The organism is Pantoea sp. AN62 (genome assembly GCF_050432985.1).
GTDB classification, from domain to species: Bacteria; Pseudomonadota; Gammaproteobacteria; order Enterobacterales; family Enterobacteriaceae; genus Pantoea; species Pantoea brenneri.
This window is the reverse complement of record NZ_JBNPYB010000006.1, coordinates 15,846-39,292: the sequence shown is the minus strand read 5'-3', so window position 1 is coordinate 39,292 and position 23,447 is coordinate 15,846. Positions and strand designations below refer to the sequence as shown.

Sequence of the window (23,447 nt, the reverse complement as noted above, 5' to 3'; positions counted from 1 at the left end):
AAACCGCACCAATGACGACGCTTTGGAGGGAAAGGATGTCGCAGCCACCCAAGGTTTTGCTGCTTTATGCTCATCCGGAATCGCAGGATTCGATTGCGAATCGGATTTTACTGCAGTCGGCTCAGGCGCTGGAGCATGTCACGGTGCACGATCTGTACGCCGCCTATCCGGATTTTTTTATCGACATTCATCATGAACAACAGCTGCTGCGCGAACACGAGGTGATCATTTTCCAGCATCCGCTCTATACCTACAGCTGCCCGGCGCTGCTGAAAGAGTGGCTGGATCGGGTGCTGTCGCGCGGGTTTGCTAACGGTGTGGATGGCAATGCGCTGGAAGGTAAGTACTGGCGCAGCGTGATCACCACCGGCGAGCCGGAAAGCGCCTTTAAACACCATGGTCTTAATCGCTATTCGATGAACGATATTATGCGGCCGTTCGAACTGACGGCGCAGATGTGCCGAATGCACTGGATGCCGCCAATGATTGTCTATTGGGCGCGTCGTCAGAATCCCGATTTAATGAAAAATTATGCCCGCGCCTATGGCGACTGGCTGGCAGCACCGCTGCCGAATGGAGGGGTGTAGATGGAAGGACAAACGCTGCTGACCGCGGGGGTGATCTATCTGGTGGCGGCGGTACTGATCGTACCGGTGGCGGCTCGCCTCGGTATCGGTGCAGTTCTGGGCTATCTGGTGGCGGGTATTGCCATTGGTCCGTGGGGATTAGGCTTTATCAGCGACGTCGATGAGATCCTGCACTTCTCTGAACTGGGTGTGGTGTTTCTGATGTTTATCATCGGGCTGGAGCTGAACCCGGCCAAGCTTTGGGCACTGCGGCGTTCGATCTTTGGCGTCGGGGCCGCGCAGGTGATCTTCTCTGCCGCGATTCTGGGCGGCCTATTGTGGCTGACCCACTTTAGCTGGCAGGCGGCGGTTATCGGCGGGATTGGCCTGGCGATGTCCTCCACCGCCATGGCGTTGCAGCTGATGATGGATAAGGGCATGAACCGCAGCGAAGCGGGGCAGTTGGGCTTTTCGGTGTTGCTGTTTCAGGATATCGCGGTCATCCCGGCGCTGGCGCTGATTCCGCTGCTGGCGGGCACCGATAGCGGGCATGTCGACTGGATGAAGGTCGGCATGAAGGTGCTGGCCTTTGCCGGCATGCTGGTGGGTGGACGTTACCTGTTGCGGCCGATCTTCCGTTATATCGCGGCTTCCGGGGTGCGCGAAGTGTTTACCGCCGCCTCGCTGTTGCTGGTGCTGGGCTCGGCGCTATTTATGGATGCGCTCGGCCTGTCGATGGCGCTCGGTACTTTTATTGCCGGCATTCTGTTGGCGGAAAGTGAATATCGCCATGAGCTGGAAGTCGCCATCGACCCGTTTAAAGGGCTACTGCTTGGGCTGTTCTTTATTTCGGTCGGCATGGCGCTTAACCTCGGGGTGCTCTATACCCATATTATTACCATCCTGCTGGGCGTGCTGACGCTGGTGGTGGTCAAAACGCTGGTGCTGTACGTGCTGGCGCGGATTTACGGTTTGCGCAGTTCAGAACGGCAGCAGTTTGCTGGCGTGCTGAGCCAGGGCGGTGAATTTGCCTTTGTGCTGTTTTCCGCCGCTGCCTCTGCGAAGCTGTTCTCTGGCGATCAGCTGCCGATGCTGCTGGTGACGGTAACGCTGTCGATGATGACCACGCCATTACTGATGCAGGGCGTCGATCGCCTGCTGGCGCGCCGTTTCAACGAGCCGGACGACGAGGCGGAAAAACCGTTCGTCGAAGACGATCAGCCGCAGGTGATTGTGGTCGGCTTTGGTCGCTTTGGGCAGGTGGTGGGTCGTTTACTGATGGCAAACCATAGCCGCATTACCGTGCTGGAACGCGATATCAGCGTGGTCAGCCTGATGCGGAAATATGGCTATAAGGTTTACTATGGCGACGCCACTGAACTGGAACTGTTACGCGCAGCCGGGGCCGCCAGCGCGCAGTCGATCGTTATTACCTGTAACGAACCTGAAGATGCAATGACGATCGTGCATTTATGTCAGCAGCATTTTCCCCATCTGCAGATTCTGGCGCGTGCCCGTGGTCGTGTCGAAGCGCACGAGTTATTGCAGGCCGGCGTGACCCAGTTCTCGCGTGAAACCTTCTCCAGTGCGCTGGAGCTGGGCCGTAAAACGCTGATGTCGCTGGGGATGCATCCCCATCAGGCGCATCGCGCTCAGCAGCATTTCCGTCGGCTGGATATGCGCATGCTGCGTGAACTGATGCCGAATCTCACCGATTCCGCCCAGGTGTCACGGGTACGTGAAGCGCGGCGTGAACTGGAGGATATCTTCCAGCGCGAAATGCAGCAGGAGAAGCGGCAGCTTGATGGCTGGGACGATGATGAATAACGTGATTAAACAGGCGGGATATCATGCGTAAACGTTTTATTGCCGGTGCGACCTGTCCGCACTGTCAGGAAAAAGACACGCTGGCGATGTGGCGTGAAAACAATGTCGATGTGGTGGAGTGCGTTAAGTGCGGCCACCAGATGCGTGAGGCCGATAAGCAGGCCCGCGATCAGGTTCGCACCAATGAGCAGGTTATCGGGATTTTCCATCCCGAGTAGCGGAATGGCTCAGCTTTTTTTAAGCTTAAACTTACAGCGGGATTGAATTCCGTTACAATTGGCGCCATTAACGCTGTGGTCGCAAGAGAAAGGTTATGTCCTCTTGCACTCAGCAACGAACCTTTCTGGTTGGTGTTATTGCACGCAAGAATAGACCAATGAGACGGGATCTCAGCTCTCAACGGTTAGGAGATATCATGAAAGTAGCAAAAGACCTGGTGGTAAGCCTGGCCTATCAGGTACGTACAGAAGACGGCGTGTTAGTTGACGAGTCACCGGTGAGTGCACCGTTGGACTATCTGCACGGTCATGGTTCCCTGATTTCTGGTCTGGAAAATGCGCTGGAAAACCACGTAGCAGGCGACAAGTTTGACGTGCATATTCCGGCAAACGACGCGTACGGTCAGTACGATGACAACCTGGTACAGCGTGTGCCGAAAGACGTTTTCATGGGCGTTGACGAACTTCAGGTTGGCATGCGCTTCCTGGCAGAAACCGATCAGGGTCCGGTACCGGTAGAAATTACCGAAGTGGAAGACGATCACGTCGTGGTTGATGGTAACCACATGCTGGCGGGTCAGAACCTGAACTTTAACGTCGAAGTGGTCGCGATTCGTGAAGCCACACCGGAAGAACTGGCCCATGGTCACGTTCACGGTGCAGATGGCCATCATCACGACCACGACCATGATCACGGTCATGACCACGATCACGGTCAGGGCGGTTGCGGTACTGGCGGTTGCGGCTGCAGCCACTAAGACCGATTATCCGTATCAGGGCCACCTTCGGGTGGCCCTTTCTTTTGGCGGCCATCCGCGTACCGGTATTGCCGGTTCAGGCTGATCCGGCCAGACGGCAGATCAGTAGTGCGGCGGCGGCGTCTCTTCAGACTGTGACGCGACCATCGACGGCGCGTTGGCTTTGAGTTTGTCGGTCAGAATACGCATCTGCTCACGCATCTTATTCATCTCCAGTTCGTGCTGCACCACCGCGCTGTTTAACTGCTCAATGGTCATCTCCTGGAAGGCCAGTTTACTCTCTAACGTCTCCAGACGCTGTTCCCACTCAGATTGTTGCATGACCTGTTCCTCTGTTAAGGTGCGACTCGGACGTGATTCTACGGGCTGGACGCGAAGAATCACCTGATTTTTAAACTATCTGCGGCGTTTCGCTTGAAAAAGCGCAGCGCGGCATCATCTCTGATGAAACTTCCTGATGCAAAAAAGGTCGGAGGTTAACCGGGTAATTACATTGTGGCAGTGTTCGCCACTGCCACGTAAAGTTATAGTGTGGACTCTGAAGTCCGCAATGATTCCCGAGGTTAGACGCTTCGGTTTTGGAGAATGGATGAAATCACTGTTTAAAGTCACATTGTTAGCTACCACTATGGCCGTCGCGCTGAATGCACCGCTGACAATGGCGGCAGAAACCGCGGCTGCACCGGCAACGGCTGCGGCACCACAGTCTGCTCCTCAGGCACCGAAAAATGCTGCCTTCAAAGATGAAGACCAGCAGTCTGCCTACGCACTGGGCGCCTCACTGGGTCGCTACATGGACAACTCCCTGAAGGAGCAGGAAAAACTGGGCATCAAGCTGGATAAGCAACAGCTGATCGCGGGTGTTCAGGATGCCTTTGGTGGCAAGAGTAAGCTCTCTGATGAAGAGATCGAGCAGACGCTGCAGGCTTTTGAAGGCCGCGTGAAAGGCGCAGCCTCCGCGAAAATGGAAAAAGATGCGAAAGAGAACGCCGAAAAGGGTGATGCTTACGCAACCAAATTCGCGAAAGAGAGCGGCGTGAAGAAAACTGAAAGCGGCCTGCTGTATAAAGTCGAGAAAGAAGGCACCGGCGCAGCCCCGACTGATAGCGACACGGTGGTCGTGAACTACAAAGGGACGCTGATCGACGGTACTGAGTTCGATAACTCCTATACCCGTGGTGAGCCGCTTTCCTTCCGTCTGGATGGTGTGATTCCGGGCTGGACTGAAGGTCTGAAGCACGTGAAGAAAGGCGGTAAGATTAAGCTGGTGATCCCACCACAGCTGGCTTACGGCAAAAATGGCGTTCCGGGTATTCCGGCTAACTCCACGCTGGTATTTGATGTCGAACTGCTTGATATCAAACCGGCCCCTAAAGCAGACGAAAAAGCGCAGGCACCTGCGGCTGACGCGAAAAAAGCACAGTAATCTGCTCACCGCCGCCTTCGGGCGGCGGTTTCATTTCTGCTTCATTACAAACCACTGGCATAAGCCGACGACATTTGCCAGACTAGCGCCTGCCTAATTATCCCAATATTGAGTCTGCCCATAAGCCGCTGTGACAGGCTCCAGCCATTCAGGGTGATCTCTTCAATGTCTAATCCATTCAATCCCGGTGAACTGAGCGACTTCGATCTGCTGGAGCAACGCCCGTTCGAACAAACAGATTACGATATTCTGAAATCATACGAGGCTGTCGTCGATGGACTGGCGATGCTGATCGGTTCGCATTGCGAAATCGTCCTGCACTCGCTGGAAGATCTTAAATGTTCGGCAGTGCGTATCGCAAACGGTGAGCACACCGGCCGTAAAGTGGGATCGCCTATCACCGATCTGGCGTTACGGATGCTGCATGACATGCACGGCGCCGACAGTAACGTCTCTCGCGCCTACTTTACCCGCGCCAAAAGCGGGGTGCTGATGAAATCCGTCACCATCGCCATCCGTAACCGGCAGCAGCGGGTGATTGGTCTGCTTTGCATCAACATGAACCTGGATGTGCCGTTCTCGCAGATTATGTCGACCTTCCTGCCGCCGGAGATGCAGCAGGTGGATTCCAGCGTCAACTTTGCCAGCTCTGTCGACGATCTGGTGATGCAGACGCTTGAATTTACCATCGAGGAAGTCAGCGCCGATCGCAACGTTTCGAACAACGCCAAAAACCGGCAGATCGTCCTGAACCTGTATGAGAAGGGGATCTTCGATATTAAAGATGCAATCAACCAGGTTGCCGAGCGTCTCAATATTTCGAAGCACACGGTTTATCTCTACATTCGCCAGTTTAAAAACGGCGATTTTCAGGGACAGGATCGGTAATGCGTTACACCTTACTGGTTACCGGTCCGGCGTACGGCACGCAGCAGGCGACCAGCGCGCTACTGTTTGCCCGGGCGCTGGTAGCGGCCGGTCATCAGCTGGAGAGCGTCTTCTTCTATCGTGAAGGGGTGCTGAATGCCAATCAGCTTACCGCGCCGGCCAGTGATGAATATGATCTGGTACGGGCATGGCAGGCGCTGAATCAACAGCAGGGTGTGGCGCTTAATATCTGCGTTGCGGCGGCGTTGCGCCGTGGCGTGACCGATCAACAGGAAGCGGCACGCCTGCAGCTGCCCGGCAGTAATCTCCAGCCAGGGTTTACCCTGAGCGGTCTGGGTGCGCTGGCCGAAGCGGCGCTAAGCTGCGAACGACTGGTGCAGTTCTGATGAATCGAGTGGCTTTTGTATTTACCCACGCACCGCACGGCAGCAGTGCCGGACGTGAAGGGCTGGATGCCGCCCTGGCGACTGGCGCACTGAGTGACGACATCGGGCTGTTCTTTATTGGCGATGGTGTACTGCAGCTCAATACACAGCAACAGCCCGAGGCGATAGAGAGCCGCCACTATGCGCCGACCTTTGGCGTGCTGGCGCTGTACGACATTGAGCACTGCTATCTCTGTCAGGAATCGCTCACCACGCGTGGAATGCAGGTTGACGCCGCCCGGGTGATGGATGTTACGCTATTGTCCGCGGTGGAACTGCGCCAGACGCTGGCCGGTTATGACCGCATTCTTACCTTTTAAGGGCTCTTCATGCTGCATACTCTCCTGCACTCACCGGCTTACAGCGATCTTGAGACTCTGCTGTTAATGGTGGATGCGGATGACGACATACTGTTACTGCAGGATGGTGTGATCGCCGCCTTAGCCGGTAGTCGGGCACTGCAACAGCTTTCAGGCTGTGCGGCTGCACTGTGGGTACTGGACGAAGATGTGCGTGCTCGCGGCCTGGCTGGACAAATTTCGACCAGTGTGCGTCCGGTGGACTATACTGGTTTCGTCGCGCTGACGGTAAAGCATCCGCAACAAATGACCTGGTAATCGTCTAAAACCTGGTTATTTCTTGACACCCTTTTGACGCAGCCCTAAAATTCTGCCTCCTCGTAATTCTACGAGGCGATTTATTACGTGTTTACGAAGCAAAAGCAAATCCAGGAGCTATTTAATGGCAACAGTTAACCAGCTGGTTCGCAAACCACGCGTCCGCAAAGTTGCAAAGAGCAACGTGCCGGCGCTGGAAGCTTGCCCGCAAAAACGTGGCGTTTGTACTCGTGTGTACACCACCACTCCTAAAAAACCAAACTCAGCACTGCGTAAAGTTTGCCGTGTGCGTTTGACTAACGGTTTTGAAGTTACCTCCTACATCGGCGGTGAAGGTCATAACCTGCAGGAACACTCCGTGATCCTGATCCGTGGCGGTCGTGTAAAAGACCTGCCAGGTGTGCGTTACCACACCGTTCGTGGCGCGCTTGACTGCTCAGGTGTTAAAGACCGTAAGCAGGCTCGCTCCAAGTACGGCGTGAAGAAGCCAAAGGCTTAATGGTTCTCCGTTAAGTAAGGCCAAACGTTTTAAATTAAATGTCAAAATAAACTCGTAGAGTTTTGGACAATCCTGAATTAACAACGGAGTATTTCCATGCCACGTCGTCGCGTCATTGGTCAGCGTAAAATTCTGCCAGATCCTAAGTTCGGATCAGAGCTGCTGGCCAAATTTGTAAATATCCTGATGGTAGATGGTAAAAAATCTACTGCTGAATCAATCGTTTATACCGCGCTTGAGACCCTGGCTCAGCGTTCAGGTAAAAACGAACTGGAAGCCTTTGAAGTAGCCCTGGAAAACGTACGTCCGACTGTCGAAGTTAAGTCACGTCGCGTTGGTGGTTCTACCTATCAGGTACCAGTAGAAGTCCGTCCGGTTCGTCGTAATGCTCTTGCAATGCGTTGGATCGTAGAAGCTGCTCGTAAACGCGGTGATAAATCAATGGCTCTTCGCCTGGCGAACGAACTTTCTGATGCTGCAGAGAACAAAGGTACTGCAGTTAAGAAACGTGAAGACGTTCACCGCATGGCAGAAGCCAACAAGGCGTTCGCACACTACCGTTGGTAATCACCACGTAGATGTTAAACCAGCGGGCGCTCAATCAGCCAACCCGCTGGGGTCGACTTACCTTGAACGCCCGAGAATCAGAGGAATCAAATGGCTCGTAAAACACCCATTGCTCGCTACCGTAATATCGGTATCAGTGCGCACATCGACGCCGGTAAGACTACCACTACCGAACGCGTTCTGTTCTACACCGGTGTAAACCACAAAATCGGTGAAGTACATGACGGCGCAGCAACCATGGACTGGATGGAGCAGGAACAGGAACGTGGTATTACCATCACTTCCGCTGCGACCACCTGTTACTGGTCTGGTATGGCCAAGCAGTTTGAACCACACCACATCAACATCATCGACACCCCAGGACACGTTGACTTCACCATCGAAGTTGAACGTTCTATGCGTGTGCTTGATGGCGCGGTAATGGTTTACTGTGCAGTTGGTGGCGTTCAGCCACAGTCTGAGACCGTATGGCGTCAGGCTAACAAATATAAAGTTCCACGCATTGCGTTCGTTAACAAAATGGACCGCATGGGTGCTAACTTCCTGAAAGTTGTTAACCAGATGGAAGTTCGTCTGGGCGCAACTCCAGTTCCTCTGCAGCTGGCTATCGGCGCAGAAGAGAAATTCACTGGTGTTGTTGACCTGGTGAAAATGAAAGCAATCAACTGGAACGACGCAGACCAGGGTGTAACCTTCGACTACGAAGATATTCCAGCTGATATGCAGGAACTGGCTGAAGAATGGCATGCGAAGCTGGTTGAAGCCGCTGCTGAAGGCTCTGATGAGCTGATGGAAAAATTCTTCGGTGGTGAAGAACTGACTGAAGAAGAGATCAAAACATCTCTGCGTAAGCGTGTTCTGAACAACGAAATTATCCTGGTAACCTGTGGTTCTGCATTTAAGAACAAAGGTGTTCAGGCGATGCTGGATGCAGTTGTTGAATATCTGCCAGCACCGACTGACGTTACCGCGATCAACGGTATGCTGGACGACGGTAAAGACACGCCGGCTGTTCGTCACTCTGATGACAACGAGCCGTTTGCTGCACTGGCGTTCAAAATCGCTACCGACCCGTTCGTGGGTAACTTAACCTTCTTCCGCGTTTACTCTGGTGTTGTTAACACGGGTGACACCGTGTTCAACCCGGTTAAGTCAAACCGTGAGCGTCTGGGCCGTATCGTTCAGATGCACGCTAACAAGCGTGAAGAGATTAAAGAAGTTCGTGCGGGTGATATCGCAGCTGCGATCGGCCTGAAAGATGTGACCACTGGTGACACCCTGTGTGACCCAGATAACGTCATCATCCTTGAACGCATGGAGTTCCCGGAGCCGGTAATCTCTATCGCCGTTGAGCCAAAAACCAAAGCTGACCAGGAAAAAATGGGTCTGGCTCTGGGCCGTCTGGCAAAAGAAGACCCATCATTCCGCGTATGGACTGATGAAGAATCTAACCAGACCATCATCGCCGGTATGGGTGAACTGCACCTCGACATCATCGTTGACCGTATGAAGCGTGAGTTCAACGTTGAAGCAAACGTGGGTAAACCACAGGTTGCTTACCGTGAAGCGATTCGCACCAAAGTTACCGATGTTGAAGGTAAACATGCCAAGCAGTCTGGTGGTCGTGGTCAGTATGGTCATGTTGTTATCGACATGTACCCACTGGAGCCAGGTTCGAACCCGAAAGGCTACGAATTTGTCAACGACATCAAAGGTGGTGTGATTCCTGGTGAATACATCCCTGCGGTTGACAAAGGTATCCAGGAGCAGCTGAAATCAGGCCCTCTGGCTGGTTACCCGGTTGTGGATCTGGGCGTGCGTCTGCACTTCGGTTCTTACCACGATGTCGACTCCTCAGAACTGGCGTTTAAACTGGCCGCGTCTCTTGCCTTCAAACAAGGCTTTAAACAAGCGACACCTGTTCTGCTTGAACCTATCATGAAGGTTGAAGTTGAAACGCCAGAAGAGAACACGGGTGATGTCATCGGTGACCTTAGCCGTCGTCGTGGTATGCTCAAAGGGCAGGAATCTAACGCTACTGGCGTTCAGATTCACGCTGAAGTTCCGTTGTCTGAGATGTTCGGATACGCAACTCAGCTGCGTTCTCTGACCAAAGGTCGTGCTTCTTACTCCATGGAGTTCCTGAAGTATGACGATGCGCCGAACAACGTAGCGCAGGCCGTTATTGAAGCTCGTAGCAAATAAGCTACGGTTTAAATTTGAACTGATGCCTTCACCGAGACGGTGAAGGCACAACGTAAGGAATTATCGCCATGGCGAAAGAGCAATTTCAGCGTAACAAACTGCACGTAAACGTGGGCACCATCGGTCACGTCGACCACGGTAAAACCACCCTGACTGCAGCTATCACCACCGTACTGTCTAAAACTTACGGCGGCCAGGCGCGTGCATTCGATCAGATCGATAACGCACCAGAAGAGAAAGCACGTGGTATCACCATCAACACTTCACACGTTGAGTATGAAACCCCGACTCGTCACTATGCACACGTTGACTGCCCAGGCCACGCCGACTATGTGAAAAACATGATCACCGGTGCTGCGCAGATGGACGGCGCGATCCTGGTTGTTGCTGCGACTGATGGCCCAATGCCACAGACCCGTGAGCACATCCTGCTGGGTCGTCAGGTTGGCGTTCCTTACATCATCGTGTTCCTGAACAAGTGCGACATGGTTGATGATGAAGAGCTGCTGGAACTGGTTGAGATGGAAGTTCGTGACCTGCTGTCAGCATATGACTTCCCAGGCGACGACACTCCAATCGTTCGTGGTTCTGCTCTGAAAGCGCTGGAAGGCGAAGCTGAGTGGGAAGCGAAAATCATCGAACTGGCTGAGCACCTGGATAACTACATTCCAGAGCCACAGCGTGCGATCGACATGCCGTTCCTGCTGCCAATCGAAGACGTATTCTCAATCTCTGGCCGTGGTACTGTTGTTACCGGTCGTGTTGAGCGCGGCATCGTTAAAGTCGGCGACGAAGTTGAAATCGTGGGTATCAAAGATACTGCGAAATCAACCTGTACCGGTGTTGAGATGTTCCGTAAGCTGCTGGACCAGGGTCAGGCAGGCGAAAACTGTGGTGTTCTGCTGCGCGGTATCAAGCGTGAAGACATCCAGCGTGGTCAGGTTCTGGCTAAGCCAGGCAGCATCAAGCCACACACCCAGTTCGAGTCAGAAGTTTACGTTCTGTCTAAAGACGAAGGCGGCCGTCATACTCCGTTCTTCAAAGGCTACCGTCCTCAGTTCTACTTCCGTACTACTGACGTAACGGGCTCAGTTGAGCTGCCAGAAGGCGTTGAGATGGTAATGCCAGGCGACAACATCAAAATGGTTGTTACCCTGATCCACCCAATCGCAATGGACGAAGGTCTGCGCTTCGCAATCCGCGAAGGCGGCCGTACCGTTGGCGCGGGTGTTGTTGCTAAAGTTATCGCTTAATTGTGATACCTGCTGTGGTCGTGCAAACGGCCACTGCAACAGAGTAAAAAGAGCACTTCGGTGCTCTTTTTTTTTGCCGGTCGGAAAAGGGGATATCCCTACAAAGGCTGGGTTTGAAATAAAAACGATTCGCATTTACACTATGTGCAGAAAATGTACCAGAGTGATGAGTCAATGTACGTCTGCCTGTGTAATGCCATAAGTGATAAAACCCTTCGTGAAGTCGTTCGCCGCTATCAGCCCCGATCTATCCAGCAGCTTCGGCAGTTTGTCCCGGTTGGAAAGCAGTGTGGTAAGTGTATTCGTGCCGCGCGTGAAATCATGGATTCAGAGATGCAACATGCCCCGCTGTATAAAGAGATAGCCTGAGCATAAAGCACATGACTGAGCGTCACGCACTCTGTGCTGCGTGCTAATAACCACATTATTTGTCGCGTTTTTTTGACTTCTTTTTAACCGCATCTACGCTCTAATAAACCGGACGCGGAGGGTTAACAATGAAGGGCGATATAAAAGTTATCAGTCATCTCAATAAACTGCTTGGAAATGAGCTGGTTGCCGTCAACCAGTATTTTTTGCATGCGCGCATGTTCAAAAACTGGGGGCTGATCCGCCTCAACGATGTCGAATACCATGAATCAATCGATGAGATGAAGCATGCCGACAAGTACATTGAACGCATTTTGTTTCTGGAGGGTATTCCCAATCTGCAGGATTTAGGCCGGCTGCGCATTGGTGAAGATGTCGAAGAGATGCTGGGTTCCGATCTCAACCTGGAGCTGGAAGGCGCAAAAGATTTGCGTGAGGCGATTGCCTACGCAGACAAAGTCCATGACTACGTCAGTCGGGACATGATGATTGAAATCCTGGCGGATGAAGAGCATCACATCGACTGGATTGAAACCGAACTTGAGCTTATCCGCAAAATGGGCATTCAGAATTACCTGCAGGCGCAGATCAAAGAAGAGTAAACCGCGTCTGCAACACCATCATCATCCAGCCCGCAATGGCCAGGAATGGGCCAAACGGCAGCGGGCTGTTACCTCGCTCTGTTGGCCCTCGCCACCGCCCGACCAGTACCGTCCCTAACGCCAGAGAGGTTGCCCCTACTGCAATCCAGGGAAGTGCCTGCCAGCCACAACAGGTTCCCAGCGCCGCAAACAGCTTCATGTCGCCATATCCCAGCCCATCAATGCCCCGGGCTAGCCGATACCCCCATCCCAGCAGCCATAGCGTGCTGTAGCCCGCCAGGCCACCGATGACTGCGGCCGTTGCCGATCCTGTGGTCAGTGCATGGGTTAAGCCGAGCCAGAGCAGCATATAGTTGAGCGGGTCCGGAAGACAGAAATGCCGGCGGTCAATCGCGGCCAGCACGAGCAGCAGACACGAGCTGGCAATAATGAACAGGCTGTCGGTTATCTGCTCAAAGGTATTAAACGCCAGCAGGCACAGCAGCGCTACCAGTGTTTCGACAACCAGGCTGTGCGGACTAAAGGGGTGGCGGCAGACGCGACATTTACCGCGTAAGGCTGGCCAGCTAATCAGCGGTAAACGATCGCGCCATAACAAGGGGCGCTGACAGTGCTCACATTGCGAGCCGGGGACGCAGAGTGAATGGAACCACTCGGCGGACGAATCAGTCGGAGAGAAGCGCTGACAGACCAGAGCGATAAAACTACCCAGAGCGCTGGCGACAATAAAAATGACAACATCGATCATGAAGTAATGCGGCACGGTCAGGGCTCCTGATTCAGCAACGGGTCTGAGCTGACTCTGCCCATAACCAGATTGCCTGTCATGATAGAAATGCCTGGGCCGGAAAGCAGCGCACAGCAAAAGTGGCCGACCCGACCGCAGGATAGCAGGGCAGTGCGAGGCAGATCTGAAAAGCACAGACGACAAACCCGGTTAAAACGACAACACGGGTTGCTTCCTGAGCAGATTTACGTATAATGCGCGGGCCTGCAGATATTGCAGGCGCGATTCGAGCAGAATCGCAGACGGCAGAATTTTAGGCCGCCTGACAATACTCCCAATTGGGGAGTTATATGCTGAACGATTACACTCTCCCATCAATCGTAATGGGCTCGAGTAGTAATTTTTTTCGTCTATAAAAAGTTTGGAGCTCTGGTCTCATGCAGAACCAAAGAATCCGTATCCGTCTTAAAGCGTTTGATCATCGTCTGATCGATCAATCAACCGCGGAAATCGTTGAGACCGCCAAGCGCACTGGTGCGCAGGTTCGTGGTCCGATCCCGCTGCCAACCCGCAAAGAGCGCTTTACCGTTCTGATCTCTCCGCACGTTAACAAAGATGCGCGTGATCAGTACGAAATCCGCACTCACAAGCGTCTGGTAGACATCGTTGAGCCAACTGAAAAAACCGTTGATGCTCTGATGCGTCTGGATCTGGCTGCCGGTGTTGACGTGCAGATCAGCCTGGGTTAATCAGGTCATCGAGCGATTGAGAGGTTGAAACAATGATTGGTTTAGTCGGTAAAAAAGTGGGCATGACCCGCATCTTCACTGAAGATGGCGTTTCTATCCCCGTCACCGTAATCGAAGTTGAAGCGAACCGCGTTACTCAGGTCAAAGGCCTGGAAAACGATGGTTACCAAGCAATTCAGGTTACCACCGGTGCTAAAAAAGCAAACCGTGTGACCAAACCTGAAGCTGGTCATTTTGCTAAAGCTGGCGTTGAAGCTGGCCGTGGCCTGTGGGAATTCCGCACCGCTGAAGGTGAAGAATACTCTGTAGGTCAGAGCATCAGCGTTGAGATTTTCGCTGAAGTTAAAAAAGTTGACGTAACCGGTACCTCTAAAGGTAAAGGTTTCGCCGGTACCGTTAAGCGCTGGAACTTCCGTACCCAGGACGCGACTCACGGTAACTCCTTGTCTCACCGCGTTCCGGGTTCAATCGGTCAGAACCAGACTCCGGGCAAAGTGTTCAAAGGCAAGAAAATGGCAGGTCAGCTGGGTAATGAGCGCGTAACCGTTCAGAGTCTGGACGTAGTACGTGTTGACGCTGAGCGCAACCTGCTGCTGGTTAAAGGTGCTGTCCCGGGTGCAACCGGTAGCGACCTGATCGTTAAACCAGCTGTGAAGGCGTAAGGGGATAGCAATGGAATTAGTATTGAAAGACGCGCAGAGCGCGCTGACTGTTTCCGAAACTACCTTCGGTCGTGATTTCAACGAAGCGCTGGTTCACCAGGTTGTTGTTGCTTACGCATCTGGCGCCCGCCAGGGTACTCGTGCGCAGAAAACGCGTGCAGAAGTAACCGGTTCAGGCAAAAAGCCATGGCGTCAAAAAGGCACCGGCCGTGCGCGTGCAGGTTCTGTAAAGAGCCCAATCTGGCGTTCAGGTGGCGTGACCTTTGCTGCGAAGCCGCAGGACCACAGTCAAAAAGTTAACAAAAAGATGTACCGCGGCGCGCTGAAAAGCATCCTGTCCGAACTGGTACGTCAAGATCGTCTGATCGTTGTCGAATCATTCGCTGTAGAAGCACCGAAAACCAAGCTGCTGGTACAGAAACTGAAAGACATGGCGCTGGAAGACGTGCTGATCATCACTGGCGAACTGGATGAGAATCTGTTCCTGGCTGCGCGTAACCTGTACAAGGTTGACGTGCGTGATGCATCAGGTATCGACCCAGTTAGCCTGATCGCCTTCGACAAAGTCGTTATGACTGCTGATGCAGTTAAGCAAGTTGAGGAGATGCTGGCATGATCCGTGAAGAACGTCTGCTGAAAGTACTGCGCGCACCGCACGTATCTGAAAAGGCATCTAGCGCGATGGAAAAAACCAATACCATCGTACTCAAAGTAGCTAATGACGCGACCAAAGCAGAGATCGTTGCTGCTGTTGAGAAACTGTTCGAAGTAGAAGTGAAAGACGTAAACACCCTAGTAGTTAAGGGTAAAGTTAAGCGTCACGGACAGCGTATCGGTCGTCGTAGCGACTGGAAAAAAGCTTACGTCACCCTGAAGGAAGGCCAGAATCTGGACTTCGTCGGCGGCGCTGAGTAAGTCGGAGGAGAAAGACAATGGCAGTTGTTAAATGTAAACCGACATCTCCGGGTCGTCGCCACGTCGTAAAAGTGGTGAACCCAGAGCTGCACAAGGGCAAGCCGTTTGCTCCATTGCTGGAAAAAAACAGCAAATCCGGTGGCCGCAACAACAACGGTCGCATCACTACCCGTCACATCGGTGGTGGTCATAAGCAGGCTTACCGTCTGGTTGATTTCAAACGCAACAAAGATGGTATCCCGGCAGTTGTTGAACGTCTTGAGTACGATCCGAACCGCTCTGCGAACATCGCACTGGTTCTGTACAAAGACGGCGAGCGCCGTTATATCCTGGCCCCTAAAGGCCTGAAAGCCGGCGACCAGATCCAATCTGGCGTTGATGCTGCGATCAAAGCAGGTAACACTCTGCCGATGCGTAACATCCCGGTGGGTTCTACCGTGCATAACGTAGAAATGAAACCAGGCAAAGGCGGTCAGATTGCTCGCTCAGCCGGTGCTTACGTGCAGATCGTTGCGCGTGAAGGTTCTTACGTTACCCTGCGTCTGCGTTCTGGTGAAATGCGTAAAGTCGAATCTGACTGCCGCGCAACACTGGGCGAAGTCGGCAACGCTGAGCATATGCTGCGCGTTCTGGGTAAAGCTGGTGCAGCCCGTTGGCGTGGTGTTCGTCCGACCGTTCGTGGTACCGCGATGAACCCAGTTGATCACCCGCACGGTGGTGGTGAAGGTCGTAACTTTGGTAAGCACCCGGTAACTCCGTGGGGCGTTCAGACCAAAGGTAAGAAGACCCGTAGCAACAAGCGTACTGATAAATTTATCGTACGTCGCCGTAGCAAATAATATTAGAGGATAAGCCATGCCACGTTCTCTCAAGAAAGGTCCTTTTATTGACCTGCACTTGCTGAAGAAGGTAGAGAAAGCGGTGGAAAGCGGTGACAAGAAGCCTTTGCGCACTTGGTCCCGTCGTTCAACGATCTTTCCTAACATGATCGGTTTGACCATCGCTGTCCATAATGGTCGTCAGCACGTTCCTGTCTTTGTTTCCGACGAAATGGTTGGTCACAAACTGGGTGAATTCGCGCCGACACGTACTTATCGCGGTCACGCGGCTGATAAAAAAGCCAAGAAGAAATAAGTAGGAGGAAGAGATGGAAACTATTGCTCAACATCGCCATGCTCGTTCTTCTGCTCAGAAGGTACGCCTGGTGGCGGACCTGATTCGCGGTAAGAAAGTGTCGCAGGCTCTGGATATTTTAACCTACACCAACAAGAAAGCGGCTGTACTGGTTAAGAAAGTCCTGGAATCTGCCATTGCTAACGCCGAACACAACGATGGCGCTGATATCGACGATCTGAAAATCACGAAAATTTTCGTAGATGAAGGTCCGACCATGAAACGCATTATGCCGCGTGCCAAAGGTCGTGCAGATCGCATCCTGAAGCGCACCAGCCACATTACTGTGGTTGTGTCCGATCGCTGAGACTCTGGAGACTAGCAATGGGTCAGAAAGTACATCCTAATGGTATTCGCCTGGGTATTGTAAAACCATGGAACTCTACCTGGTTTGCGAACACCAAAGAATTCGCTGACAACCTGGACAGCGACTTTAAAGTACGTCAGTTCCTGACAAAAGAACTGGCTAAAGCGTCTGTATCTCGTATCGTTATCGAGCGTCCAGCGAAGAGCATCCGTGTGACTATTCACACTGCTCGTCCGGGCATCGTGATCGGTAAGAAAGGTGAAGACGTAGAAAAACTGCGCACGGTCGTCGCGAACATCGCTGGCGTTCCTGCACAGATTAATATCGCTGAAGTCCGTAAGCCGGAACTGGACGCGAAACTGGTAGCTGACAGCATCACTTCACAGCTGGAGCGTCGTGTGATGTTCCGTCGTGCTATGAAGCGTGCGGTTCAGAACGCCATGCGTCTGGGCGCGAAGGGGATTAAAGTTGAAGTTAGCGGCCGTCTGGGCGGCGCCGAGATCGCACGTACCGAATGGTATCGTGAAGGTCGCGTGCCGTTGCACACTCTGCGTGCTGACATTGACTACAACACCTCTGAAGCCCACACCACTTATGGTGTAATCGGCGTTAAGGTATGGATCTTCAAAGGTGAGATCCTGGGTGGTATGGCTGCTGTTGAACAACCGGAACCGGCTGCTCAACCTAAAAAGCAGCAGCGTAAAGGCCGTAAGTAAGGAGAGTCGCTGATGTTACAACCAAAGCGTACGAAATTCCGTAAAGTGCACAAAGGCCGTAACCGCGGTCTGGCTGCGGGTACGGATGTCAGCTTCGGTACTTTCGGTCTGAAAGCTGTTGGCCGTGGTCGTCTGACTGCTCGTCAGATCGAAGCAGCACGTCGTGCTATGACCCGTGCAGTTAAGCGTCAAGGTAAGATCTGGATCCGAGTATTCCCGGACAAACCGATCACCGAGAAGCCGCTGGAAGTGCGTATGGGTAAAGGTAAGGGTAACGTGGAGTATTGGGTTGCCCTGATCCAGCCTGGTAAAGTCCTGTATGAAATGGACGGCGTACCAGAAGAGCTGGCCCGTGAAGCATTCAAGCTGGCAGCAGCAAAACTGCCTATCAAAACCACCTTTGTAACTAAGACGGTGATGTAATGAAAGCAACAGAGCTGCGTGAAAAAAGCGTTGAAGAGCTGAACACTGAGCTGCTTAATCTGCTGCGTGAGCAATTTAACCTGCGCATGCAGGCAGCATCTGGCCAACTGCAGCAGACCCATCTGCTGAAGCAAGTGCGCCGTGATGTTGCACGCGTTAAGACTTTACTGACTGAGAAGGCGGGTTCGTAATGACCGATAAAATCCGTACTCTGCAGGGTCGTGTAGTAAGTGACAAAATGCAGAAATCTGCAGTTGTTGCTATCGAACGTTTCGTGAAACACCCGATCTACGGCAAATTCATCAAACGTACGACTAAGCTGCACATCCATGACGAGAACAATGAATGTGGAATTGGCGACGTGGTAGAAATCCGCGAATGCCGTCCACTGTCCAAGACTAAATCCTGGACCCTGGTTCGCGTAATTGAGAAAGCTGTTCTGTAATAAGAATGGTTTTTTCTGAGAAAACCCTCTGCTTCGGCAGGGGGTTTTTTTTTGCCTGTGGAGCGGATAGCGATCCTTAAATCAACGGCACATCCTCGATGAGGATCAGCTGTGCGGTGGACTGGCTGTGGCGTTTGGTCAGGGTGGTTTAACAACTGCGGGCTGTAAAAGGCGGGTTACATGTGGCTAGCGCACAAGTCGTGAAGAGAAGCCAAAACCTCGCCCGGCACCGTCGCTGCAAGCTGCGCTGCTGACGATTGGCCTGCCGCTATCAACAACTGCCCCTCAGGGGTAACCCGCCGGTGATAGCATGCAAAGAACGCCGTTATGTGTACCACTCCGTGGTGTAAACGGTGCGCTGTTCTACTGACTGATGCAACGTTATCCGCTGTGGCAGGATCCGATGCCAGACAGGTTACACATCTCAACCCAGATATCGATAGAAGAGTTGATGCTAACGGGCTGTACCACCACCAGCGATCATCGGTATCACGATCCCAACGACTACCAGCTTGATGAACGCATTGAGGCGGCCACCGTAAAGGGAATAATTTCCATGCCAGTGGCGGCAGTGTGAGTGTGGGGCAGCCGCGCGGTGGCCTGACGCCCGACAGTCTGGTGGAGGATGAGGCGACGATGTTAACCGCTACCTAACGGGGATTAGCGCGTTATCGCGACGCCTGTCATGGGATAATGCGGTGGTGGCGCCATGTTCGCCAGTTTCTGTCAGTCGTGAGTTGATAAAGCTGTCTGCACCGCTGGCCGTCAGTACGGTGTCTCGGTGCATATTCATCTGGCGGAAAATGGTAACGATATCCGTTATTGCCGAGAGAAATTCAATATGATGCCGGCACAGTACCTGGAGGTCCTCGGCTGGGTAGATCCTGACGTCTGGCATGCACACCACGTTAAGCTGGCTCCCTAAGGCATTGAGCTGTTCGCCGATAGCGGGACGAGTAGCGCGCATTGTCCCTGCGCCAGCATGCTGCCTGACTCGGGTATCGCCCCGTTGCGCCATATGTGCGACGCCGTTGTCCCCGTCGGGTTTGGCGTCGAGGACTCTGCCTCTAATGTCAGCGCAGACATGACATCAGAAGCGCGCCAGGCGATGCTGCTGCAACGGCTGGGGTTGGGTCCCGATGCGCTGACGGCGCGTCAGGTGCCTGAACTGGCAATGCTGAGAGGCGGGAAAGTGCTTAAACGTGATGATGAGGCAATAATTGCTCCCGGCATGATGGCCGAACTGGCGGTTTTTGACCTGGGCCGGGTAGGGCTGGACGGGGCAGGGCACGATCGGTTTCGCCGCAGATGTTCTCTGATTCGGGGCCGGCGGCATACAACAGCATCAACAGCTCAGGGTACGTAACGGTCAACTGAGCGGAATTAAACTGCCAGCACCGCCGCGCCAGCATAACCAACTGGCCACTAAACGGGTGAAAGGGGCCAATCGGACACTTTATTACAGAAGCGACGAAAAATAAGGCAGATTACATTTGCTACTGTTCGCACTATTCCCTAGAATACGCCCTCCCTGTCATCAGGGAAAATCAGCGGCTCGATTGAGAGCCGTTTATTTTTTCTACCCATCTGTGAGAACCGGTGTTACAATGCCGCGCCCTCAATTATGGGGCTTTCTAACGACCTGAGGTTTAGGTCCCGAAGTAGTAGTTGACATTAGCGGAGCACTAAAATGATCCAAGAACAGACTATGCTGAACGTCGCCGACAACTCCGGTGCACGTCGCGTAATGTGTATCAAGGTTCTGGGTGGCTCGCACCGTCGCTACGCAGGCGTCGGTGACATCATCAAAGTTACCATCAAGGAAGCAATTCCTCGTGGTAAAGTCAAAAAAGGTGATGTCCTGAAGGCGGTAGTGGTGCGCACCAGGAAGGGTGTTCGTCGCCCGGACGGTTCTGTCATTCGCTTCGATGGTAATGCATGCGTTATTTTAAACAATAACAGTGAGCAGCCTATCGGTACGCGTATTTTTGGGCCGGTAACTCGTGAACTTCGTACTGAAAAGTTCATGAAAATTATCTCTCTGGCACCAGAAGTACTCTAAGGAGCGAACAATGGCAGCTAAAATCCGTCGTAACGACGAAGTTATCGTGTTAACCGGTAAAGATAAAGGTAAGCGCGGTAAAGTTAAGAATGTCCTGTCTTCTGGTAAGGTCATCGTTGAAGGTATCAACCTGGTGAAGAAACATCAGAAGCCGGTTCCGGCTCTGAACCAACCAGGTGGCATCGTTGAAAAAGAAGCTGCAATTCAGGTTTCTAACGTTGCACTGTTCAATGCGGCAACTGGTAAGGCTGACCGTGTAGGCTTTAGATTCGAAGACGGCAAAAAAGTCCGTTTCTTCAAGTCTAACAGCGAAACTATCAAGTAATTTGGAGTAGTACGATGGCGAAACTGCATGATTACTACAAAGACGAAGTAGTCCAGAAACTCATGACAGAGTTTGGCTACAATTCTGTCATGCAAGTCCCTCGGGTCGAGAAGATCACCCTGAACATGGGTGTTGGTGAAGCGATCGCTGACAAGAAACTGCTGGATAACGCAGCAGCTGACCTGGCAGCAATCTCCGGTCAAAAACCGCTGGTCACCAAAGCACGCAAATCAGTTGCAGGCTTCAAAATCCGTCAGGGCTATCCGATCGGCTGTAAAGTAACTCTGCGTGGCGAACGCATGTGGGAGTTCTTTGAGCGTCTGATCACCATTGCTGTTCCACGTATCCGTGACTTCCGTGGCTTGTCCGCTAAGTCATTCGATGGTCGTGGCAACTACAGCATGGGTGTACGTGAGCAGATCATCTTCCCAGAAATCGACTACGACAAAGTCGATCGCGTTCGTGGTTTGGATATTACCATTACCACTACTGCGAAATCTGATGATGAAGGCCGTGCTCTGCTGGCTGCCTTTGACTTCCCGTTCCGTAAGTAAGGTAGGGTTACTTAATGGCTAAGCAATCTATGAAAGCACGCGAAGTTAAGCGTGTGAAATTAGCAGACAAATTCTTCGCAAAACGCGCTGAACTGAAAGCGATCATTTCTGATGTGAACGCTTCCGACGAAGATCGTTGGAATGCCGTTCTGAAGCTGCAGAGTCTGCCGCGTGATTCCAGCCCTTCACGTCAGCGTAACCGCTGCCGTCAAACAGGTCGTCCGCACGGTTTCCTGCGGAAGTTTGGGTTGAGCCGTATCAAGGTCCGCGAAGCCGCCATGCGCGGTGAAATCCCGGGCCTGAAGAAGGCTAGCTGGTAATTGTCACCAATTGAATCACGGGAGTAACACAGATGAGCATGCAAGATCCGATCGCGGATATGCTGACCCGTATCCGTAACGGTCAGGCCGCGAACAAAGTTGCGGTCACCATGCCTTCCTCCAAGCTGAAATTGGCAATTGCCAACGTTCTGAAGGAAGAAGGATATATTGAAGATTTCAAAATCGAAGGCGACACCAAGCTGGAACTGGAACTGACTCTTAAGTATTTCCAGGGCAAAGCGGTTGTGGAAAGCATTCAGCGAGTAAGCCGTCCTGGTCTGCGCATCTATAAGAAAAAAGATGAGCTGCCAAAGGTAATGGCTGGTATGGGCATCGCTGTAGTTTCTACATCTAAAGGTGTCATGACTGATCGTGCAGCGCGCCAGGCAGGTCTTGGTGGCGAAATTATCTGCTACGTAGCGTAATCGGAGGATACTATGTCTCGTGTTGCTAAAGCACCTGTCGTTGTTCCTGCCGGCGTAGAGGTAAAACTCAACGGTCAGGTAATTTCGATTAAAGGTAAAAACGGCGAGCTGACTCGTACTATCAATGATGCTGTTGAAGTTAAGCATGCTGACAACGCTCTGACTTTCGCTCCGCGCGAAGGTTTCGTTGACGGCTGGGCGCAGGCGGGTACTTCTCGCGCGCTGCTGAACGCAATGGTTATCGGTGTTACCGAAGGCTTCACTAAGAAGCTGCAGCTGGTTGGTGTAGGTTATCGTGCAGCCGTTAAAGGCGACGTGGTAAACCTGTCTCTGGGCTTTTCTCATCCAGTCGATCACCAGCTGCCCGCGGGTATCACTGCAGAGTGTCCGACTCAGACTGAAATCGTGCTGAAAGGCGCTGATAAACAGCTGATCGGCCAGGTTGCAGCTGACTTGCGCGCCTACCGTCGTCCTGAGCCTTATAAAGGCAAGGGTGTCCGTTACGCCGACGAAGTCGTGCGTACCAAAGAGGCTAAGAAGAAGTAAGGTAACACTATGGATAAGAAATCTGCTCGTATCCGTCGTGCGACCCGTGCACGTCGCAAGCTCAAAGAGCTGGGTGCTACTCGCCTGGTGGTACATCGTACCCCGCGTCATATTTACGCACAGGTAATCGCCCCGAACGGTTCCGAAGTTCTGGTCGCTGCTTCTACAGTAGAAAAAGCTATCACTGAACAACTGAAGTATACCGGTAATAAAGAAGCCGCAGCTGCAGTAGGTAAAGTTATTGCAGAACGCGCAATCGAAAAAGGCATCACTGGTGTTTCTTTCGACCGTTCCGGTTTCCAATATCATGGTCGCGTCCAGGCACTGGCAGATGCTGCCCGTGAAGCTGGCCTTCAGTTCTAAGGTAGAGGTCTAAGATGGCACACATCGAGAAACAAGCTGGCGAACTGCAGGAAAAACTGATCGCGGTAAACCGTGTATCTAAAACTGTTAAAGGTGGTCGTATTTTCTCCTTCACAGCACTGACTGTGGTAGGCGATGGTAACGGTCGCGTTGGTTTTGGTTACGGTAAAGCGCGTGAAGTTCCAGCAGCGATCCAGAAAGCGATGGAGAAAGCCCGTCGCAACATGGTTAACGTCGCGCTGACCAACGGCACCCTGCAGCACCCAGTAAAAGGTGCACACACGGGTTCCCGCGTGTTCATGCAGCCGGCTTCTGAAGGTACCGGTATTATTGCCGGTGGTGCAATGCGCGCCGTCCTGGAAGTCGCTGGAGTTCATAACGTTCTGGCAAAAGCCTATGGTTCCACCAACCCGATTAACGTGGTTCGTGCAACTATCGACGGCCTGGGCAATATGAAATCTCCGGAAATGGTCGCTGCTAAGCGTGGTAAATCCGTTGAAGAAATTCTGGGGTAA

38 protein-coding genes are annotated in these 23,447 nt (G+C 52.7%); 36 read left to right on the top strand and 2 right to left on the bottom strand.

Annotated elements, in window-relative coordinates; all coding sequences use genetic code 11:
• The first annotated feature begins 35 nt into the window (after positions 1–35).
• From kefG to slyD, 4 genes are all read left to right on the top strand, one after another.
• Entirely contained in the window at positions 36–587 is a 552-nt protein-coding gene (kefG, locus tag FHW04_RS08690; RefSeq protein WP_031376815.1) for a glutathione-regulated potassium-efflux system ancillary protein KefG, read from the top strand.
• On the top strand, positions 588–2,393 hold the full coding sequence (kefB, locus tag FHW04_RS08685; protein WP_031376816.1) for a glutathione-regulated potassium-efflux system protein KefB: 1,806 nt from the start codon (positions 588–590) through the stop codon (positions 2,391–2,393).
• 23 nt (positions 2,394–2,416) lie between these two features.
• Positions 2,417–2,611: a YheV family putative zinc ribbon protein gene (locus tag FHW04_RS08680; RefSeq protein WP_010253033.1), complete on the top strand. Its 195-nt coding sequence runs from the start codon at positions 2,417–2,419 to the stop codon at positions 2,609–2,611.
• Between the two features lie 197 nt (positions 2,612–2,808).
• Entirely contained in the window at positions 2,809–3,369 is a 561-nt protein-coding gene (slyD, locus tag FHW04_RS08675) for a peptidylprolyl isomerase (protein ID WP_031376817.1), read from the top strand.
• Between the two features lie 102 nt (positions 3,370–3,471).
• Here the strand turns inward: slyD and FHW04_RS08670 are convergent, their stop codons facing one another.
• Positions 3,472–3,690 carry a SlyX family protein gene (locus tag FHW04_RS08670; protein WP_013359251.1) on the bottom strand — a complete coding sequence of 73 codons (219 nt, stop codon included), beginning with the start codon at positions 3,688–3,690 and terminating at the stop codon, positions 3,472–3,474.
• 268 nt (positions 3,691–3,958) lie between these two features.
• Here FHW04_RS08670 and fkpA point away from each other — a divergent pair, with 268 nt between their 5' ends.
• The 11 genes from fkpA to bfr all read left to right on the top strand — a co-directional run bounded on the left by fkpA (position 3,959) and on the right by bfr (position 12,220).
• A complete protein-coding gene (fkpA, locus tag FHW04_RS08665) occupies positions 3,959–4,795 on the top strand; it encodes an FKBP-type peptidyl-prolyl cis-trans isomerase (RefSeq protein WP_031376818.1) in 837 nt (278 codons plus the stop codon).
• A 165-nt stretch (positions 4,796–4,960) separates the two neighbouring features.
• Positions 4,961–5,683 carry a helix-turn-helix transcriptional regulator gene (locus tag FHW04_RS08660; protein ID WP_031376819.1) on the top strand — a complete coding sequence of 241 codons (723 nt, stop codon included), beginning with the start codon at positions 4,961–4,963 and terminating at the stop codon, positions 5,681–5,683.
• Positions 5,683–6,069 carry a sulfurtransferase complex subunit TusD gene (gene tusD / locus FHW04_RS08655; RefSeq protein ID WP_031376820.1) on the top strand — a complete coding sequence of 129 codons (387 nt, stop codon included), beginning with the start codon at positions 5,683–5,685 and terminating at the stop codon, positions 6,067–6,069. Before FHW04_RS08660 ends, tusD begins: the two co-directional genes overlap by 1 nt.
• Entirely contained in the window at positions 6,069–6,428 is a 360-nt protein-coding gene (gene tusC / locus FHW04_RS08650) for a sulfurtransferase complex subunit TusC (RefSeq protein WP_089562382.1), read from the top strand. The genes tusD and tusC overlap by 1 nt, the downstream gene beginning before the upstream one ends.
• Positions 6,429–6,437: 9 nt before the next feature.
• The gene (tusB, locus tag FHW04_RS08645; RefSeq protein ID WP_031376822.1) at positions 6,438–6,725 is read left to right on the top strand and encodes a sulfurtransferase complex subunit TusB; all 288 of its coding nucleotides are present in this window, start codon (positions 6,438–6,440) and stop codon (positions 6,723–6,725) included.
• 124 nt (positions 6,726–6,849) lie between these two features.
• Complete coding sequence (gene rpsL, locus FHW04_RS08640; protein ID WP_003852912.1) at positions 6,850–7,224, top strand: 30S ribosomal protein S12; 375 nt, start codon at positions 6,850–6,852, stop codon at positions 7,222–7,224.
• A 96-nt stretch (positions 7,225–7,320) separates the two neighbouring features.
• Entirely contained in the window at positions 7,321–7,791 is a 471-nt protein-coding gene (gene rpsG / locus FHW04_RS08635) for a 30S ribosomal protein S7 (protein WP_013510774.1), read from the top strand.
• A gap of 90 nt (positions 7,792–7,881) precedes the next feature.
• On the top strand, positions 7,882–9,996 hold the full coding sequence (gene fusA / locus FHW04_RS08630; protein WP_031376823.1) for an elongation factor G: 2,115 nt from the start codon (positions 7,882–7,884) through the stop codon (positions 9,994–9,996).
• 68 nt (positions 9,997–10,064) lie between these two features.
• Positions 10,065–11,249: an elongation factor Tu gene (gene tuf / locus FHW04_RS08625; protein WP_105099977.1), complete on the top strand. Its 1,185-nt coding sequence runs from the start codon at positions 10,065–10,067 to the stop codon at positions 11,247–11,249.
• A 174-nt stretch (positions 11,250–11,423) separates the two neighbouring features.
• Positions 11,424–11,618 carry a bacterioferritin-associated ferredoxin gene (gene bfd / locus FHW04_RS08620; protein ID WP_072051058.1) on the top strand — a complete coding sequence of 65 codons (195 nt, stop codon included), beginning with the start codon at positions 11,424–11,426 and terminating at the stop codon, positions 11,616–11,618.
• A gap of 128 nt (positions 11,619–11,746) precedes the next feature.
• Complete coding sequence (bfr, locus tag FHW04_RS08615) at positions 11,747–12,220, top strand: bacterioferritin (protein ID WP_031377826.1); 474 nt, start codon at positions 11,747–11,749, stop codon at positions 12,218–12,220.
• Here the strand turns inward: bfr and FHW04_RS08610 are convergent.
• Positions 12,207–12,983 (bottom strand): prepilin peptidase, encoded by a 777-nt coding sequence (locus FHW04_RS08610; RefSeq protein WP_371601281.1) that lies wholly within the window; start codon positions 12,981–12,983, stop codon positions 12,207–12,209. The two genes, bfr and FHW04_RS08610, sit on opposite strands and share 14 nt — an antisense overlap.
• A 401-nt stretch (positions 12,984–13,384) precedes the next feature.
• On the opposite strand from FHW04_RS08610, the gene rpsJ reads away from it, so the two are divergent.
• The 21 genes from rpsJ to rpsE all read left to right on the top strand — a co-directional run bounded on the left by rpsJ (position 13,385) and on the right by rpsE (position 23,447).
• The gene (gene rpsJ, locus FHW04_RS08605) at positions 13,385–13,696 is read left to right on the top strand and encodes a 30S ribosomal protein S10 (protein ID WP_001181005.1); all 312 of its coding nucleotides are present in this window, start codon (positions 13,385–13,387) and stop codon (positions 13,694–13,696) included.
• Between the two features lie 32 nt (positions 13,697–13,728).
• The gene (rplC, locus tag FHW04_RS08600; RefSeq protein ID WP_003850712.1) at positions 13,729–14,358 is read left to right on the top strand and encodes a 50S ribosomal protein L3; all 630 of its coding nucleotides are present in this window, start codon (positions 13,729–13,731) and stop codon (positions 14,356–14,358) included.
• A 10-nt stretch (positions 14,359–14,368) separates the two neighbouring features.
• A complete protein-coding gene (gene rplD, locus FHW04_RS08595) occupies positions 14,369–14,974 on the top strand; it encodes a 50S ribosomal protein L4 (protein ID WP_003850711.1) in 606 nt (201 codons plus the stop codon).
• Complete coding sequence (rplW, locus tag FHW04_RS08590; RefSeq protein WP_031377828.1) at positions 14,971–15,273, top strand: 50S ribosomal protein L23; 303 nt, start codon at positions 14,971–14,973, stop codon at positions 15,271–15,273. Before rplD ends, rplW begins: the two co-directional genes overlap by 4 nt.
• Before the next feature lie 17 nt (positions 15,274–15,290).
• Positions 15,291–16,112, top strand: a complete 822-nt coding sequence (gene rplB, locus FHW04_RS08585; RefSeq protein WP_031377829.1) for a 50S ribosomal protein L2 — start codon at positions 15,291–15,293, stop codon at positions 16,110–16,112.
• A 16-nt stretch (positions 16,113–16,128) separates the two neighbouring features.
• Positions 16,129–16,407: a 30S ribosomal protein S19 gene (gene rpsS, locus FHW04_RS08580; RefSeq protein ID WP_001138115.1), complete on the top strand. Its 279-nt coding sequence runs from the start codon at positions 16,129–16,131 to the stop codon at positions 16,405–16,407.
• A gap of 13 nt (positions 16,408–16,420) precedes the next feature.
• Positions 16,421–16,753: a 50S ribosomal protein L22 gene (rplV, locus tag FHW04_RS08575; protein ID WP_046289651.1), complete on the top strand. Its 333-nt coding sequence runs from the start codon at positions 16,421–16,423 to the stop codon at positions 16,751–16,753.
• 17 nt (positions 16,754–16,770) lie between these two features.
• The gene (gene rpsC / locus FHW04_RS08570; RefSeq protein WP_009087585.1) at positions 16,771–17,469 is read left to right on the top strand and encodes a 30S ribosomal protein S3; all 699 of its coding nucleotides are present in this window, start codon (positions 16,771–16,773) and stop codon (positions 17,467–17,469) included.
• Positions 17,470–17,481: 12 nt separating this feature from the next.
• Positions 17,482–17,892: a 50S ribosomal protein L16 gene (gene rplP / locus FHW04_RS08565; protein ID WP_008927134.1), complete on the top strand. Its 411-nt coding sequence runs from the start codon at positions 17,482–17,484 to the stop codon at positions 17,890–17,892.
• Positions 17,892–18,083 carry a 50S ribosomal protein L29 gene (gene rpmC / locus FHW04_RS08560; protein ID WP_003850146.1) on the top strand — a complete coding sequence of 64 codons (192 nt, stop codon included), beginning with the start codon at positions 17,892–17,894 and terminating at the stop codon, positions 18,081–18,083. Before rplP ends, rpmC begins: the two co-directional genes overlap by 1 nt.
• Positions 18,083–18,337 (top strand): 30S ribosomal protein S17, encoded by a 255-nt coding sequence (gene rpsQ / locus FHW04_RS08555; RefSeq protein ID WP_003850147.1) that lies wholly within the window; start codon positions 18,083–18,085, stop codon positions 18,335–18,337. The genes rpmC and rpsQ overlap by 1 nt, the downstream gene beginning before the upstream one ends.
• 403 nt (positions 18,338–18,740) lie before the next feature.
• The gene (locus FHW04_RS08550) at positions 18,741–18,914 is read left to right on the top strand and encodes a hypothetical protein (RefSeq protein ID WP_227021932.1); all 174 of its coding nucleotides are present in this window, start codon (positions 18,741–18,743) and stop codon (positions 18,912–18,914) included.
• Between the two features lie 405 nt (positions 18,915–19,319).
• Complete coding sequence (locus tag FHW04_RS08545; RefSeq protein ID WP_252867575.1) at positions 19,320–19,703, top strand: amidohydrolase family protein; 384 nt, start codon at positions 19,320–19,322, stop codon at positions 19,701–19,703.
• Positions 19,704–20,027: 324 nt separating this feature from the next.
• Positions 20,028–20,399, top strand: coding sequence for a 50S ribosomal protein L14 (gene rplN / locus FHW04_RS08540; RefSeq protein WP_006120590.1), 372 nt, complete (start codon positions 20,028–20,030; stop codon positions 20,397–20,399).
• A gap of 10 nt (positions 20,400–20,409) precedes the next feature.
• Positions 20,410–20,724 (top strand): 50S ribosomal protein L24, encoded by a 315-nt coding sequence (rplX, locus tag FHW04_RS08535; protein ID WP_003850150.1) that lies wholly within the window; start codon positions 20,410–20,412, stop codon positions 20,722–20,724.
• A 14-nt stretch (positions 20,725–20,738) separates the two neighbouring features.
• On the top strand, positions 20,739–21,278 hold the full coding sequence (rplE, locus tag FHW04_RS08530) for a 50S ribosomal protein L5 (RefSeq protein WP_031376676.1): 540 nt from the start codon (positions 20,739–20,741) through the stop codon (positions 21,276–21,278).
• Between the two features lie 14 nt (positions 21,279–21,292).
• Positions 21,293–21,598 (top strand): 30S ribosomal protein S14, encoded by a 306-nt coding sequence (gene rpsN, locus FHW04_RS08525; RefSeq protein ID WP_010618564.1) that lies wholly within the window; start codon positions 21,293–21,295, stop codon positions 21,596–21,598.
• Positions 21,599–21,630: 32 nt separating this feature from the next.
• Positions 21,631–22,023, top strand: a complete 393-nt coding sequence (gene rpsH, locus FHW04_RS08520) for a 30S ribosomal protein S8 (protein WP_031376675.1) — start codon at positions 21,631–21,633, stop codon at positions 22,021–22,023.
• A gap of 12 nt (positions 22,024–22,035) precedes the next feature.
• The gene (gene rplF / locus FHW04_RS08515) at positions 22,036–22,569 is read left to right on the top strand and encodes a 50S ribosomal protein L6 (RefSeq protein ID WP_003850161.1); all 534 of its coding nucleotides are present in this window, start codon (positions 22,036–22,038) and stop codon (positions 22,567–22,569) included.
• 9 nt (positions 22,570–22,578) lie between these two features.
• Complete coding sequence (gene rplR, locus FHW04_RS08510; protein ID WP_031376674.1) at positions 22,579–22,932, top strand: 50S ribosomal protein L18; 354 nt, start codon at positions 22,579–22,581, stop codon at positions 22,930–22,932.
• A gap of 14 nt (positions 22,933–22,946) precedes the next feature.
• Positions 22,947–23,447 (top strand): 30S ribosomal protein S5, encoded by a 501-nt coding sequence (gene rpsE, locus FHW04_RS08505; RefSeq protein ID WP_003850164.1) that lies wholly within the window; start codon positions 22,947–22,949, stop codon positions 23,445–23,447.